At 59.6% G+C, this 13,544-nt stretch carries 14 protein-coding genes; 5 read left to right on the top strand and 9 right to left on the bottom strand.

Translation table 11 applies throughout. The annotated features are described in order from the left end of the window. Positions 1–299 precede the first annotated feature (299 nt). On the bottom strand, positions 300–1,541 hold the full coding sequence (locus tag ACP7A2_RS26590; RefSeq protein ID WP_426136769.1) for an acyl-CoA dehydrogenase family protein: 1,242 nt from the start codon (positions 1,539–1,541) through the stop codon (positions 300–302). Positions 1,542–1,808: 267 nt separating this feature from the next. Between ACP7A2_RS26590 and sfnG the strand changes: the two genes are divergently transcribed. Continuing rightward, on the top strand, positions 1,809–2,894 hold the full coding sequence (gene sfnG, locus ACP7A2_RS26585) for a dimethylsulfone monooxygenase SfnG (RefSeq protein WP_426136767.1): 1,086 nt from the start codon (positions 1,809–1,811) through the stop codon (positions 2,892–2,894). Positions 2,895–2,898: 4 nt separating this feature from the next. Here the strand turns inward: sfnG and ACP7A2_RS26580 are convergent, their stop codons facing one another. Next, positions 2,899–3,993 carry a GNAT family N-acetyltransferase/peptidase C39 family protein gene (locus ACP7A2_RS26580; RefSeq protein WP_426136766.1) on the bottom strand — a complete coding sequence of 365 codons (1,095 nt, stop codon included), beginning with the start codon at positions 3,991–3,993 and terminating at the stop codon, positions 2,899–2,901. A 94-nt stretch (positions 3,994–4,087) separates the two neighbouring features. Here ACP7A2_RS26580 and ACP7A2_RS26575 point away from each other — a divergent pair, with 94 nt between their 5' ends. Together ACP7A2_RS26575 and ACP7A2_RS26570 are read left to right on the top strand one after the other, a co-directional pair. Continuing rightward, a complete protein-coding gene (locus ACP7A2_RS26575; protein ID WP_426136764.1) occupies positions 4,088–5,674 on the top strand; it encodes a RimK family protein in 1,587 nt (528 codons plus the stop codon). A gap of 6 nt (positions 5,675–5,680) precedes the next feature. Next, positions 5,681–6,610, top strand: a complete 930-nt coding sequence (locus tag ACP7A2_RS26570; protein ID WP_426136763.1) for a magnesium transporter CorA family protein — start codon at positions 5,681–5,683, stop codon at positions 6,608–6,610. A 298-nt stretch (positions 6,611–6,908) separates the two neighbouring features. Here ACP7A2_RS26570 and map read toward each other — a convergent pair whose 3' ends face one another. Both map and ACP7A2_RS26560 read right to left on the bottom strand, forming a co-directional pair. Further along, a complete protein-coding gene (gene map, locus ACP7A2_RS26565) occupies positions 6,909–7,655 on the bottom strand; it encodes a type I methionyl aminopeptidase (RefSeq protein ID WP_426136762.1) in 747 nt (248 codons plus the stop codon). Beyond that, positions 7,655–7,855 carry a ParD-like family protein gene (locus ACP7A2_RS26560; protein WP_426136761.1) on the bottom strand — a complete coding sequence of 67 codons (201 nt, stop codon included), beginning with the start codon at positions 7,853–7,855 and terminating at the stop codon, positions 7,655–7,657. The genes map and ACP7A2_RS26560 overlap by 1 nt, the downstream gene beginning before the upstream one ends. A gap of 278 nt (positions 7,856–8,133) precedes the next feature. On the opposite strand from ACP7A2_RS26560, the gene ilvA reads away from it, so the two are divergent. Continuing rightward, positions 8,134–9,156 carry a threonine ammonia-lyase, biosynthetic gene (gene ilvA, locus ACP7A2_RS26555; protein WP_426136760.1) on the top strand — a complete coding sequence of 341 codons (1,023 nt, stop codon included), beginning with the start codon at positions 8,134–8,136 and terminating at the stop codon, positions 9,154–9,156. Between the two features lie 252 nt (positions 9,157–9,408). After that, positions 9,409–9,678 (top strand): DUF1652 domain-containing protein, encoded by a 270-nt coding sequence (locus ACP7A2_RS26550; protein ID WP_426136759.1) that lies wholly within the window; start codon positions 9,409–9,411, stop codon positions 9,676–9,678. On the opposite strand, the gene ACP7A2_RS26545 is transcribed toward ACP7A2_RS26550, so the two are convergent. From ACP7A2_RS26545 to xylB, 5 genes are all read right to left on the bottom strand, one after another. Further along, entirely contained in the window at positions 9,675–10,073 is a 399-nt protein-coding gene (locus ACP7A2_RS26545; protein ID WP_426136758.1) for a hypothetical protein, read from the bottom strand. The genes ACP7A2_RS26550 and ACP7A2_RS26545 overlap by 4 nt on opposite strands. Positions 10,074–10,144: 71 nt before the next feature. Continuing rightward, the gene (locus ACP7A2_RS26540; RefSeq protein ID WP_426136757.1) at positions 10,145–10,402 is read right to left on the bottom strand and encodes a DUF2790 domain-containing protein; all 258 of its coding nucleotides are present in this window, start codon (positions 10,400–10,402) and stop codon (positions 10,145–10,147) included. A gap of 201 nt (positions 10,403–10,603) precedes the next feature. After that, the gene (locus tag ACP7A2_RS26535; RefSeq protein WP_426136756.1) at positions 10,604–10,873 is read right to left on the bottom strand and encodes a DUF2790 domain-containing protein; all 270 of its coding nucleotides are present in this window, start codon (positions 10,871–10,873) and stop codon (positions 10,604–10,606) included. 159 nt (positions 10,874–11,032) lie between these two features. Beyond that, the gene (locus ACP7A2_RS26530; RefSeq protein WP_375070487.1) at positions 11,033–11,971 is read right to left on the bottom strand and encodes a carbohydrate kinase family protein; all 939 of its coding nucleotides are present in this window, start codon (positions 11,969–11,971) and stop codon (positions 11,033–11,035) included. 12 nt (positions 11,972–11,983) lie between these two features. Beyond that, a complete protein-coding gene (gene xylB / locus ACP7A2_RS26525; RefSeq protein WP_426136755.1) occupies positions 11,984–13,465 on the bottom strand; it encodes a xylulokinase in 1,482 nt (493 codons plus the stop codon). Positions 13,466–13,544: the final 79 nt, after the last annotated feature.

The following is a 13,544-nucleotide window of genomic DNA, read 5'->3' as shown; positions in this document are numbered from 1 at the left end:
GGGTCAGCCCATTCATTCATCAACTGACCCACCGCCTTCGCGAGCAAGCCCGCTCCCACAGTTTTGACCGAGTAAGATTCACCATCTTCATACACTGGTCCGCTTCTCTGTGGGAGCTGGCTTGCCTGCGATGCTGTCACCTCGGCCCCTCAGGCACACCGACCCCAAGCAAAGGCACCGAGTGGTGGGGCGCAGCGTTTTGATCACTTTTGGCTAGGCCTCAGCCGGACTTTTCCAAAAGTGACCCGCTGTAAAAGCTGAACCGATATCAGCCGCTATCGCAGCATCGGGGCATGTACTCACTCTCCCTTACCACCGCCATTTCCGATCTGCCAAACAAACGGCGGCTCAGTTCCATTCACCACCCAGTCCCCCACAATCCGTGCCTTGTAAATCACCGGGTTGTGCGAAGACACGGTTCGCGCATTTCGCCAGTGGCGGTCCAGGGATTTGCCTTGACGCACATCCGACGCACCCAGTGCGTTGAACAATTGCGTCGTCGCGCGCTGAATCAACTCCGATACCACTACCTGCGCCGTGGCGGACTCAATTTCCGCCGCCACATTGGCTTCCCGCTCCAGCCCTTCATCTGCCCCAAACCGTGCCAGATAGGCCCGTTGCGCCGGCACCGCTGCTTTCAACGCACTCGCTTCGGCGGCATACACCAGGGCTGCCACTTCACCCACTACGTGTTGAATCTGCGAGTCCTGACTGACATGCGGTGCATTGCCATGGCTGTAGATACGCGTGCGATGACGCACCTGATGCGCCACGTCGTTGAGCGCCGCGCGGCCGATTCCGGCGAGGGTGGCCAATAGCACCAGCTGATAAAACGCCGTCTGGTATTTGAAGCGGGTAGCAAAGTCGATCACGTTTTCTGCTTCCACCACCGCATCGGTAAACCGCGTGGTGCCACTGCCGGTCGTGCGCTGGCCAAAACCGTCCCAGTCATCGCTCTGTACCACGCCGGGCTGGCGCGTGCGGGTGGCTGCGATGACGTCGCCGCCGGTGTCGCTGCGCTGGGCGTACACGTCAATCCAGTCAGAGAAAATGCTCCCGGTGCTGTAAAACTTTTCACCGTTGAGCGTCCATTTATCACCGTCAGGGCTGACCTGGGTGACGACGTCGCCGATGGCCACATTGCCGATTTCGGTCCAGGCGCAGCCGACGATGTCGCCATCGACAAAGCGCTTGAACCACAGGTCGCGGCCAGCGCCGGGTGGCGCATTCAGGCGGTCTTCAACAAACGCGAAGTGCCCGCGCAAGGCCTGGGGCACGTTGGAGTCGGCGGCAGCCAGCTCGATCAACAGTTCAAACAACTGCGGCAACGAAGCACCGCCGCCGCCGTATTCCACCGGCACGCGCACTGCGCCGAAGCCGGCTTGCTTGAGCCACTGAATCGGCTCATAGGGCAGGGTGCGGGTCTGCTCGCGCTCAACCGCGCCGCCGGCGATGCGCTGGAAGATCGGCCGAAAACGTGCGGCCAGCGTGGGGTAATCGACGCCGGTGGACAGCGGGTTGATCACATGTTGCTCGGTCATGGGAACAGCTCCTTGGCAGTGTTCAAGTTCCCTGGTGATTGCACAGTCCGTGCCGGGCACTACGGCCTGTATTTGCTGCGCGGGCCAACGATTTACTGTTGCTCCAGCAACAGCGGATCGACAAATCGACGCGATCCATGACATCAGCGACCACGCGTCGAGCCGCTTGATGTTGTGCCGTAGCGCTTGCGCCTTCAGGGTTTGCCAGCGACTGGCACGCTTGCTGCTCAAGCCCTCACTCCATCCCTTCGTACGAGGTACTGCCAGATGAGTCAGCAAGCTGTGAAATTTGCCTATTGGGTGCCCAACGTCAGCGGCGGGCTGGTGGTCAGCAAGATCGAACAGCGCACCGATTGGGGCATCGACTACAACCGCAAACTGGCGCAATTGGCCGAAGCCGCCGGTTTTGAATATGGCCTCACCCAAATTCGTTTCACTGCCGGTTACGGCGCAGAAAACCAGCATGAATCCGTGGCGTTCAGCCATGCATTACTGGCGGCAACCACCACACTCAAAGTGATCGCGGCGATCCTGCCCGGCCCGTGGCAACCGGCGTTGGCGGCGAAGCAACTGGCGACTATCGACCAGCTCACCAACGGCCGTATCGCAGTGAATATCGTCAGCGGCTGGTTCAAGGGTGAGTTCCAGGCCATCGGCGAACCCTGGCTGGAGCACGATGAGCGCTACCGTCGTTCCGAAGAATTTATCCGCGCCCTGAAAGGCATCTGGACGCAGGACAATTTCACCTTCAAGGGCGACTTCTACCGCTTCAACAACTACACCCTCAAGCCCAAACCGCTCGGCCAGCCGGAAGTGTTCCAGGGCGGCAGCTCGCGGGCAGCACGGGACATGGCCGCACGTGTATCGGACTGGTACTTCACCAACGGCAACACGCCGGAAGGCATCAAGGCTCAGGTCGACGACATCCGCGCCAAAGCTGCGGCGAATAAGCATTCGGTCAAAATCGGTGTAAATGCCTTTGTCATCGCCCGTGACACCGAGGAAGAAGCCCGCGCGGTACTCGCGCAAATCATCGACAAGGCTGACCCGCAGGCTGTCAAAGCGTTTGGCGACGCGGCCAAACAAGCCGGCCAGTCTTCACCGGAAGGCGAGGGCAACTGGGCCAAGTCCAGCTTCGAAGACCTGGTGCAGTACAACGACGGCTTCAAGACAAACCTGATCGGCACCCCGCAGCAAATTGCCGAGCGCATCATCGCGCTCAAGGCGGTGGGCGTGGACCTGGTGCTGGCCGGCTTCCTGCATTTTCAGGAAGAAGTCGAGTACTTCGGCAAGCGCGTATTGCCGCTGGTACGCGCGCTGGAAGCCAGGGCCGGGATCAAGCAAGTGGCCTGAGCGTTTACCGAGTAAAGACGACAACCGCCGCGCGCAGTTTGTTATTGCCGAAGCGGCACATTCGCTCGAACTCACCATGGCTGACCGGCAGGTGCTGGCAGTCCAGGGGCTGGCGGTGCTGGCTGTGGTCGACGTCCGGGTCGTGCAGGTAGACGAAGTCGTCGTCGCAGTCGGTGACCATCACCCAGTGCGGCGACTTGGAGCGGGTCAGGCGGTAGCTGCTGATCAACACCAGCGGCTGCCCGCCTTCGCGTAATACCTGAGGCAAGTCCAGGGCGCTGCCGAGTACCTGCTCGACGTCGCTGCTGGCCAACTCTTCTTCAAACGCCTCGTGCACCACGCGCATGACGTCCTTTTTATGCGGGTCGCGTACGCCGTCGAGAAACAACGGCCCGCGCACATTCACCTGCATGCGCACCCGAAAGCCCCGACGCCAGGCCGCCAGTGCCAACCCTTGCGGGCTGCAACCGCCGTGGCCGGCAGTCATGAACACGGTGGTGGCTTCGCGCCAGATCTGCAGCTCCTCGCGGCGCTGCGCGATGCGCTCAGGCACGAGCGCGCCCATGGCCATCAGCAGGCACGCGGCGCCGCAAGTGAAATCGGTGGTCTGTTGGTAATACGGCACACTGTGCGGGCGCGCGTCCTGATGCTGGACGATGCGCTTTTCCAGGCGCAGGGCGGCGGTGTGGTCCTCGTAGTAATCGTTGATCACCGCAAAGCGTCGGTAGCCATTGCGTTCATACAAGGCGAGGGCGCCGGGGTTGTCGGTGCGCACTTCCAGGCGCAGGTAGGCGCAATCGTGCTCCACCGCGCACGCCTCGATACGCGCGAGCAATTGCTTGCCCAGGCCCAGGCCGCGTGCGTGTTCGGCGATGGCGATGGAATACAGGCGCGCAAGCGACGTGCCGCGATGGAACAACACCAGCCCGTAGCCGAGCAATTGGTGGTCTTTTTCCGCCACCAGCAACTGGCCGTGGGCACGGCTGACCATCCACTGAAAGCTGCGCGCCGAGAGCCGGTCGGTGGTGAAACAGTGCTGTTCCAGTGCCACCAATTCGGGCACGTCACAGGGGGTTGCAACGCGAAAGGAAAGAGCCATATGACCGCCGTAAAAGTTGCGTAACGAAACGGGACTTCTCTAAAAGATCGTGCTTAATAGAAAAGGTCGAGTTCTCTAAAGCGGATCAAATATTATGTCGGCGGTACAAGGTCATTGGCGTGAAGTATCCGAGCAAACAGTCGCGGCGACAATAACTTCCAAGGGTTATTTTTCTGCGCTCCCCAGAGGCTCCAGTCAAGTCGTGATTATTGTCGAACGCAAGGAAGATTGGGCCTCCTACTTTCCCAGCGAAGACATCGTCACCGCTCAGGAATACCTCGAGCAAACCCGCGAAAGCGAGACAGGCAAGCGCGTGCAGGTGATCAACCTGTGCCGCAGCTACAAGTACCTGGGGCATGGTTACTACTGCTCGTTGCTGGCGGAAGCGCGAGGGCACAAGGTGATTCCCTCGGTGCGCACCATCAGTGAGCTGACCAAAAAGTCGCTGTATGGCCTGTCGCTGGATGACCTGGACAAAACCCTCGATAAAGCCTTGAGTCATCACCTCTACAGCAACACCGAAGGCTTTACCCTGACACTTTATTTTGGTCGAACCAATATAGAGCCGTTGCAGGAGTTGGCCCGCCAGTTGTTTGAAACCTTTCCGTGCCCGATCCTGTTAGTTGAGTTTCGCAAGAACAACGGCTGGCACATCGAGGGGGTCAAGTCCGGCGTCTTGCACAAGTTGCGTGACGACCAGGAAGACCAGTTTGCCCACGCCCTCGACAACTTCAGCCGCAAGATCTGGCGCCAGCCGCGCTCCCGCCGTCTGGCCCGTTACGACCTGGCGATTCTTCACGATCCCCAGGAGCAACTGCCGCCCTCCAACGCCAAGGCCCTCGAGAATTTCGTGCGAGTCGGCAAAGGTTTGGGCATCGATGTCGAACTGATCGAGCGCAAGGATTACTCGCGCCTCGCCGAGTACGACGCCTTGCTCATCCGCGAGACCACCAGCGTCGACAACCACACCTATCGCTTCGCCAAAAAAGCCGAAAGCGAAGGCCTGGTGGTGATGGACGACCCGGCGTCGATCCTGCGCTGCACCAACAAGGTTTACCTCACCGACCTGCTCAACAGCCATCAGCTGGGCATGCCCGCCACCGAAATTCTCTACAAGGAGCGACCGGAAGATTTCGAACGGGTGGGCGAGCGCCTCGGCTTTCCGCTGGTGTTGAAGATCCCCGACGGCTGTTTCTCACGGGGTGTGATCAAGGTGGAAAGCCAGGAAGCATTGCTCAAGGCCACCGCCGAGCTGTTCGAACATTCGGTATTGCTGCTCGCCCAGGAATTCTTTTACACCGAGTACGACTGGCGCATCGGCGTTCTCAACCGCAAGCCGATTTTTGCCTGCCAGTACTTCATGTCCAAGGGCCATTGGCAGATCTACAACCACAAGGCCATCGGCCAGGATATCAACGGCGAATGCCGCACCCTGGCGGTCCACGAGGCGCCCAAGGCGGTGGTGGAGCTGGCGGTCAAGACGGCCAACCTGATTGGCGATGGCCTTTACGGTGTGGACCTCAAGCAGTCCGGCGACAAGGTGGTGGTGATTGAGGTCAATGACAACCCGAACATGGATGCCGGCATCGAAGACGCCTATTTGCAGGACGACTTGTACGCGCTGGTGCTGGAGGAATTTGTGCGGCGCCTGGAGTTGAAGCGCCAAGGCCAGGTGTGGTGACGCGCGATGATTCAGCGCTTTGAGTTAGCCGATGGAAAGCTGTGCAGTGGGGCGCGTGACGATGCCCCCGTCATGTTGTTCAACAACCCGGATTTGCCTGAGCGCGAATGGCTACGGGACCACCATAAACTCGACGAGCACGCCCTGGCCTCGGCGCTCGACCCGGATGAAGTGTCACGGATCGAGTTTCACCCTGACTACCTGTTTCTGATCTGGAAGCGCCCGGAGAATTACTCCGGCGGTGGCAACCTGGTGTTTGAAGTGTCGTCCTGCGGCCTGCTGTTTTCGCCGGGCCGTTTGCTGGTGATTGCCACGGATGAAACCCCGTTGTCGGGGCTCGGTGCACGGCGGCCATTGCACACGCCGCTGGATGTGTTGCTGGACCTGTTGCTCAATAATATCCATCACTATCTGGGCCACCTGAAGGTGATCAAGCTGGTTGCGCGCGAGTTGCAGCAGCAGTTCAACGCGTCGATGAGTAATCACCATTTAATGCAGATGTTCAGTCTCAGTGAGAGTTTGATTTATTACATCAATGCGCTGCACAGCAACGGCGCGGTGTTGTCGCGCTTGCGTAATCATGGCGAGAAGGAGCATTTCAGCCCACAGATTCTTGGGTTGATTGATGATCTGATTATTGAGAACCATCAGTGCTACAAGCAGGCGGAGATTTACTCCAATGTGTTTTCCGGGTTGATTGATGCGCGCGGAAATTTGATGAACAACAGTATGAATAACCTGTTGCGCAAGTTGACACTGATCAACGTGGTGTTTTTGCCGCTTAACTTGATTGCCAGTGTGGGCGGGATGTCGGAGTTCAGCATGATGACGGCGGGGACGCCGTGGTGGGTGTCGTATCCCTTGCTGATGGTGGCGATGGGGGTGGGGGCGGGGTTGATGGTACTGGGGTTGAAGCGGATAGCGGGTGGGCGGTGAGACTGTCTGGCGGGGTACGTATCCGTTAGCGGGGCTAAGGTTGATACTGGTTGCGCAACTCAACGGCCATACGCTATCCCTGTGGCGAGCGGGCTTGCCCCGCGTTGGGCTGCGAAGCAGCCCCAGAACCAGCGCCCGAAGAATACCTGACTCACCGCATTGTTGCTTTTAGGGTCGCTTCGCAACCCAACGCGGGCGGTGCGACGATTCGACAAGCCCGCTCGCCACAGAGATGGTGTTCGTCCTGTCAGACAGATTTCCAAAGACCTTGAATATGTACCCAAAAACCCAGAAACCCCTACTGCAACGTCAACACCTCAAACCCCTCAGCCGTCACCGCCACCGTATGCTCCCACTGCGCCGACAACCCGTTATCCCTGGTCACCACCGTCCAGCCATCTTTCAAGCTGCGCACTTTAGCGCTGCCCTGATTCAGCATCGGCTCCACCGTAAACACCATCCCCTCACGCAATTCCATACCGGTACCCGGCCGCCCGAAGTGCAGGATCTGCGGCTCTTCATGCATCTCCCGGCCAATACCATGGCCACAATATTCACGCACTACGCTGTAGCCATTGGCCTGCGCATGGCTCTGAATCGCGTGCCCGATATCGCCCAGCCGGGCCCCAGGCTTGACCACACGAATACCGGCCCACATCGCCTCAAAGGTCTTTTCCACCAGCCGCTGCGCTTTGGGCGCGACGTCGCCGATCATGTACATCTTGCTGGAATCGGCAATAAAACCGCCTTTCTCCAGGGTGATGTCGATGTTGATAATGTCGCCATCCTTGAGGATGTCCTTGGCACTGGGCATCCCATGACACACCACCTCGTTGATCGACGTGTTGATGCAATACGGGTAGTCGTACTGCCCAAGGCTCGCCGGGCGGGCGTTCAAGTCGTTGCGGATGAAGGCTTCAACGGCGCTGTCCAGCTCCAGAGTGGAGCGGCCGGCGGCAACAAAGCTGTCGAGCATCGTGAACACCTGGGCCAGCAGGCGCCCGGACTCACGCATCACGGCAAGCTGTGCGGCAGTCTTGATCATCAGCCGCGCCCCCGGATCAGGTCGGGTTTGTCCAGCAACAGTTTGTTGATCAGGTCGTTGTAAGCCAGGCTGGGGTTCAGTTCGGCGAGCAGGCCGATCTTGATCCAGAATTCGGCTTGGGCGTTGATGGAGCGGTCCATGGTGGCGCTGGCCAGGCGTAGCTGTTCGTGCAATTGGTCGGTGATCTTGACGATGCCCATAGGGTTCACTGCGGTGATGGAATATACAAAGCGTATACGTTTCGTATATTAATCGTAAACCCTCGCCGGCTAAATGGTGGTTGACCATTGACTTGCCTGGTAGCCGCCGGTTAATTTCGTGACATGAAATTACAAACCTTCCGCAGTCAGCCGAGCATGATTATTACCGCCATTCCTCATTTGGCGGGATAGCACACGGCTGCACCCAAACCCGCCCTGGAGGCGGGTTTTTTGTTTTTCCGTCTTCAGGGCCTTTGATAAAAAGCCAGGAGACACCCATGAGCACGTGCCCCGTTACCCCTGCCAGCGACACGGGATTACTTGAGCACTACGTGAAGAAGATCCTCGCCGCCCCGGTCTATGACCTGGCGGTGCGCACGCCTTTGCAGCTGGCGCCGGCGCTGTCGACGATGCTTGGCAACCAGATACTGCTCAAGCGCGAAGACCTGCAACCGACCTTCTCCTTCAAGATTCGCGGCGCCTACAACAAGCTGGTGCAGCTCACGGCTGAGCAAAAGGCGTGCGGCGTGGTCACGGCGTCGGCGGGCAACCATGCGCAGGGCGTGGCGTTGGCAGCGCGGGAGTTGGGGATAGAGGCGCGTATCGTCATGCCGTGTAACACGCCTGCGTTGAAGGTGCTGGGCGTGCGCTCCCGGGGCGCCGAGGCGGTGTTGCAGGGGGAGAGTTTTCCGTTTGCCCTGGCCTACGCGCTGCAATTGGCCGAGGCCTCGGGTTGCACCTTTGTGTCGCCGTTTGATGACCCGGACGTGATTGCCGGCCAAGGCACCGTGGCCATGGAAGTGTTGCGCCAGCAGCAAGGTCCGCTGGACGCTATTTTCGTGCCGGTGGGCGGGGGCGGCTTGATCGCGGGAATTGCCGCCTACGTCAAATACCTGCGGCCTGAAGTGCGCATCGTCGGAGTTGAACCCGAAGGCTCCAGTTGCCTGTTGGCTGCACTGCGTGCGGGAGCGTGCGTGGTGTTGCCGAGCGTCGACGGGTTTGCCGATGGCACCGCCGTGGCGCAAATCGGCGCCTATGGTTTTGAGATCTGCCGGGCGTGGGTGGATGAGGTCATCACTGTCAGCAACGACGAATTATGCAGCGCCATGAAGCTGATTTACGACGACACGCGCTCCATCACCGAGCCTTCCGGTGCGTTGGCGGTGGCGGGCATTCGCAAGTACGTCGCGCAACACGGGGTCAGCGGGCAAACCCTGGTGGCGATCAACTCAGGCGCCAATATCAATTTTGATAGTTTGCGATATGTTGCTGAAAGAGTCGCCGCCCAGTGTGAAGTTTAAGCGAAGTGTCGAGTTAAACGATTAATCCCAGCTGATCGAAGAAGATTTAATGACTGAATGTAAAAACCTGAGCGACTTATATAGCAAGTGCGGCCACTTATGAGGAATGGTTACAACGAGTGACGACTTTGCCGAGTAATCTGAGTGTTGAAACGTCTTCCAGGGTCGGCAAGACATGGCGGGCGAGTGATCCGCCGGCAGTTGATTGGTCATATAAATTCATTGGCGGTCTCATAAAAGGAGAGGTTAGCCATGCTTTCGGAATTAGAACTTCGCAGCATTATTGAAGGAAGTTTCCTGCCCAAACGGTGCGAATGCATCAAAGCCGAAGACGCTTCGCTGACGATCAAGGTCTATGACGACCATGACCGTGACCGAGTGGATTTGGAAGTCAAAGGTATAAACGCCGACAAACTCGACAGCAGTCGAGCCATTTGCAACCTGATTGCCGGGTTGCGCGAAGACCTCAAGCACACCCAGGCACCCACGCTGCAAAGAGTGGGCGGGCGCGGCTACTACTAGGCGGATGTTTGAGGTTGAGTCACCGATGACCTGTGGGCCTGGATAAACGCCAGGCCCAGTACGGTTTCTGTCGCCACCGCCAACAGGATTCCCGGCCCGGCGTTTCCATTGATCCACTCCCCAAAACCCAATACAGCGAGCACCAGGCAACCGGTGATAAACCCGGTGGTCAGGGCGCGGCGTGTCTCGGAGGGTGGCGCGTGGCGGGCACGATAAAAAATGATGCCGATGGCCAGGAACAATGCGGCATTACGCCGTGATACCAGCCCGGTCGCGCTGGAATATTCGACACTCCACAGCCATAACAACAGCTCGGGGCGCAGACCCCAGACCAATGCAAGGGCAAAGCAGAGCAGGGCGGTAAAGAGGGCGAGCGTATAAAAGCGAAACGGCATGACGAATCCTTTCGGCTGCGGGACGAGCGCGAGAGGATACCAGCTATTGCGCCGCCCTATGTCGTCACCCTTCAGTTCTGAAACAGGCAGGCGCTGGACATTTTGCGATAACTCACGTTTTTCAACTCGCCGGCTTTATCCAGATACTTGATGGATGCATCGATCACTTTGCATTCATCTGTCGTCGTTTCATTCATTGCGATTACTTTGTGTATGTTCAGGGGCACGCTGTAGCGATACGGCACCGGCTCTGATTCTGCGTGTGCGATTGCCGATGCGGCAGCCAGCGTGAGGGTGCAGCAGAGGAGCGCTGGGAATTGCAGTTTCATGTGGATTTTCCATCAGTGATGCGGCTCATCGAAATGATGACCCGGCGCCGCACGCTCAGCCGATGGCTGCAACAGTGCGGTCGGCCCACTGTTAACCCCCAGCCTTAACCATTGATTAAATGAGGGTTTTCAAGGAACTTCCTACATGTATCAGGTAGATTGCCCATCCCGTCGCTGATAGTTCCTACCCAGCAGGGTGGCTCAGTTCTGGAAATCGCACGCTTCGGACATTTTGCGATAACCCACGTCCTCCACCTTGCCAGCCTTGTCCACGAACTTGATGTCCGCATTGATGACCTTGCAGTCATTGGTTGGGGTTTCGTTCATGGCAATCACCTTGTCGATGTTCAAAGGCATGCCGTATTGATAAGGCACAGGTTTGGACGCAGCCTGCTGAGTGTCGGCTTGGGCAAGGCCGGATACCGCAGCCAGGGCCAGCGTGCCGGTGAACAGTAACGTACGCAGTTTCATGGGGGTTCTCCGCAAGTCGTTCGCGGGCGCATCAACATGATGCGCCCGCGGCCGCACGGGCCCCAGGGGGCGATGAGTGCGGTCACTTTCAGAGTCGACTCGGGGGATTAACCGCTGATTAATCTTCGGCTAACTGACAAAACCTTCATGAACGCCCGTTCAGGCTAACTGCTGGCGATACGGAAGGTCCGGCCCGGTCTTGCTGCACGTAAGCGCGGCGGCGCGAATGGCAAAGCCAAGCATGCCGTCGATGTGCTCGCGGGTCAGTTGTTGCAGGCCCGCCACCGAGTCCAGTCCGCGCTCGGTCAGCCAGGCGATCAGTGCGGCCTGGAAGGTATCGCCGGCACCGACGGTGTCGGCCATCACCACCTTGACGGCCGGTGCCGACCAGGTGCCGTGCTGGCGACTGAACACGGTTGCGCCGTCGCCACCGCGCGTGAGGAACACCAACTGGCAGCGGTGTTTCAGCCAGCCTTGCAGCACGCTTTGTGGCGACTGGTCGGGGTAGAGCAGGTGCAGGTCTTCGTCGCTGACTTTGATCAGGTCGGCATGCTTGACCAGCTCCGCGATGCGGTCACGCCACAGCTGAATATCCGGCTGCGGGTTGAGGCGCACGTTGGGGTCGAGGCTGATCAGGCGCTTGCCGCTTTCGCGCTTGACCAGGCTCAGCAGGGTGTCGCCGATAGGCTGAACCACCAGTGAAAACGAGCCGATGTGCAGGCCGCGAATGTCATCGCCCAAGGCCGGCAGGTGCGTCACCTCCAGCTGGCGATCGGCGCACCCTTCGCCACGAAAGCTGTATTGCGGCGAGCCATTGGCGCCCACTGCCACCATCGCCAGCGTGGTCGGCGCGGCAAACTCGACCAAATATCGCTCATCCACGCCCTCATCCTTGAGCACCTGCAATAGCCGGCGCCCGAGAAAGTCGGTGGACACGCCGCCGAACAAACCCGCCTCAATGCCCAGACGGCGCAAACCCACCGCAACGTTGAACGGCGAGCCACCGGCAATCGCCTTGTAATTGACCCTGGAAGCCTGCCCGCTGGCATCTTCTTCACTGAAAAAATCAAACAGCGCTTCGCCACACACCAAATACATAGTCGCTCGCTCTTAAAGGGTTGCCACGAGCTGCTGATAGCGCTCGTAGGCATGTTGGTAGGCGCTCACGTTCTCGGCGACCGGCAGCGTACGGCTGGTCGGGTCGACGCTCACGCATTTGTCGCACAGGCTGGCCAGCGATTCACCGGACTGGCTCCACGCCGCCTGGATCGCCGCGCCCAGGGCTGCCGCTTCGCTTTGTTCGGTGCAGACCACTTCGGTGTTCATGATATCGGCGACCATCTGCCGCCACACCGGGCTTTTTGAGCCGCCGCCGATCAAGCGGATGCTCTGGCTTTGCAGGCCGGTCTGGCGCAGCAGGTCCAGGCCGTAACGCAGGCCGAAGGTGGTGCCTTCCACCACCGCGCGGCACAGGTTGGCGCGGGTCAGGTTGGTCATGGTCAAACCGTGCAAGCTGCCGGTGGCGTGGGGCAGGGCGGGCACGCGCTCGCCGTTGAGGAACGGCAGCATGCTCACGCCGTCGGCGCCAATCGGCGCGTCGGCGACCCGTGCGTTGAACGCGGCCAGGTCGAGGTCGAACAGCTCGCGAATCACTCCAGTGGCGTTGGTCAGGTTCATGGTGCAGATCAACGGCAACCAGCCGTCGCTGGAGGAACAGAACGTCGCGACAGAAGCCTGCGGGCTCACATTCGGCTGATCGGCGAAGGCGTAGACGGTGCCCGATGAACCGAGGCTCATGGTGATCACGCCAGGGGCGATATTGCCGGTGCCGATGGCGCCCATCATGTTGTCGCCGCCGCCGCTGGACACCACCGCATTGGGGTTGATGCCCAGGCGTTCGGCAATCGCAGGCAGAATGCTGCCGACGATTTGATTGGCTTCGACCAGTGCCGGCAGGGCCGCTTCGAGACGCCCGCTGGGGTCGATGTGCTTGAGCAGTGCCACGTCCCATTCACGGGTGCGCACGTTGAAATAACCGGTGCCCGATGCGTCGCCGTATTCGGCAACGGCGCGACCGGTCAGCCAGTAGTTCAGGTAATCATGGGGCAGCAGGATATGCGCGATACGCGCGAAGACATCCGGGTGTTGTTCGCGGGTCCAGAGCAGCTTGGACACGGTGTAGCCCGGCGCGATGGCCACGCCGAGGCGTTCCAGCGAACCGCTTTCGCCGCCCAGGTAATGCAGCAGGCGGTCGTTTTCTGGCGCGGTTTCGGTGTCGCACCACAGTTTGGCGGGGCGCAGCACCTGGCCGTTGTCATCCAGCAATACCAGGCCGTGTTGCTGGCCGGAAACGCCGATGCCGAGGATGTGCTGGCCGTCCACGCCGGCCTGTTGCAGGGCGCGGTGAGTGGCTTCGGTAAAGGCGTCCAGCCATTCCTGGGTGTGCTGTTCGCGGCGGCCATTGGCACCGCTGATCAGCGTGTGTGCCGCAGCGCCCAGGCCCAGCACCTTGCCGCTGGAGGCGTCGAGCACAATAGCCTTGGTGCCCTGGGTGCCGCAGTCGATGCCGAGAAACAGGTTTTGCTGGGTCATGATGATTTGCTCAGCAGTCTTGTTTTTGTTGAGGTGTAAACCCGATCAACTGTGGGAGCTGGCTTGCCTGCGATAGCTG

It is taken from the genome of Pseudomonas sp. PWP3-1b2, assembly GCF_049896045.1.
Taxonomy (GTDB): Bacteria; Pseudomonadota; Gammaproteobacteria; order Pseudomonadales; family Pseudomonadaceae; genus Aquipseudomonas; species Aquipseudomonas antarctica_B.
Note: the sequence above shows the minus strand (reverse complement) of the source record. Positions and strands in the feature narration are given on the sequence as shown.

What these genes read in the sequence shown, in the direction of transcription:
- ACP7A2_RS26590 (WP_426136769.1), bottom strand. Translation starts at nt 1,541, where the DNA reads ATGACCGAGCAACATGTGATCAACCCGCTGTCCACCGGCGTCGATTAC.
- sfnG (WP_426136767.1), top strand. Translation starts at nt 1,809, where the DNA reads ATGAGTCAGCAAGCTGTGAAATTTGCCTATTGGGTGCCCAACGTCAGC.
- ACP7A2_RS26580 (WP_426136766.1), bottom strand. Translation starts at nt 3,993, where the DNA reads ATGGCTCTTTCCTTTCGCGTTGCAACCCCCTGTGACGTGCCCGAATTG.
- ACP7A2_RS26575 (WP_426136764.1), top strand. Translation starts at nt 4,088, where the DNA reads ATGTCGGCGGTACAAGGTCATTGGCGTGAAGTATCCGAGCAAACAGTC.
- ACP7A2_RS26570 (WP_426136763.1), top strand. Translation starts at nt 5,681, where the DNA reads ATGATTCAGCGCTTTGAGTTAGCCGATGGAAAGCTGTGCAGTGGGGCG.
- map (WP_426136762.1), bottom strand. Translation starts at nt 7,655, where the DNA reads ATGATCAAGACTGCCGCACAGCTTGCCGTGATGCGTGAGTCCGGGCGC.
- ACP7A2_RS26560 (WP_426136761.1), bottom strand. Translation starts at nt 7,855, where the DNA reads ATGGGCATCGTCAAGATCACCGACCAATTGCACGAACAGCTACGCCTG.
- ilvA (WP_426136760.1), top strand. Translation starts at nt 8,134, where the DNA reads ATGAGCACGTGCCCCGTTACCCCTGCCAGCGACACGGGATTACTTGAG.
- ACP7A2_RS26550 (WP_426136759.1), top strand. Translation starts at nt 9,409, where the DNA reads ATGCTTTCGGAATTAGAACTTCGCAGCATTATTGAAGGAAGTTTCCTG.
- ACP7A2_RS26545 (WP_426136758.1), bottom strand. Translation starts at nt 10,073, where the DNA reads ATGCCGTTTCGCTTTTATACGCTCGCCCTCTTTACCGCCCTGCTCTGC.
- ACP7A2_RS26540 (WP_426136757.1), bottom strand. Translation starts at nt 10,402, where the DNA reads ATGAAACTGCAATTCCCAGCGCTCCTCTGCTGCACCCTCACGCTGGCT.
- ACP7A2_RS26535 (WP_426136756.1), bottom strand. Translation starts at nt 10,873, where the DNA reads ATGAAACTGCGTACGTTACTGTTCACCGGCACGCTGGCCCTGGCTGCG.
- ACP7A2_RS26530 (WP_375070487.1), bottom strand. Translation starts at nt 11,971, where the DNA reads ATGTATTTGGTGTGTGGCGAAGCGCTGTTTGATTTTTTCAGTGAAGAA.
- xylB (WP_426136755.1), bottom strand. Translation starts at nt 13,465, where the DNA reads ATGACCCAGCAAAACCTGTTTCTCGGCATCGACTGCGGCACCCAGGGC.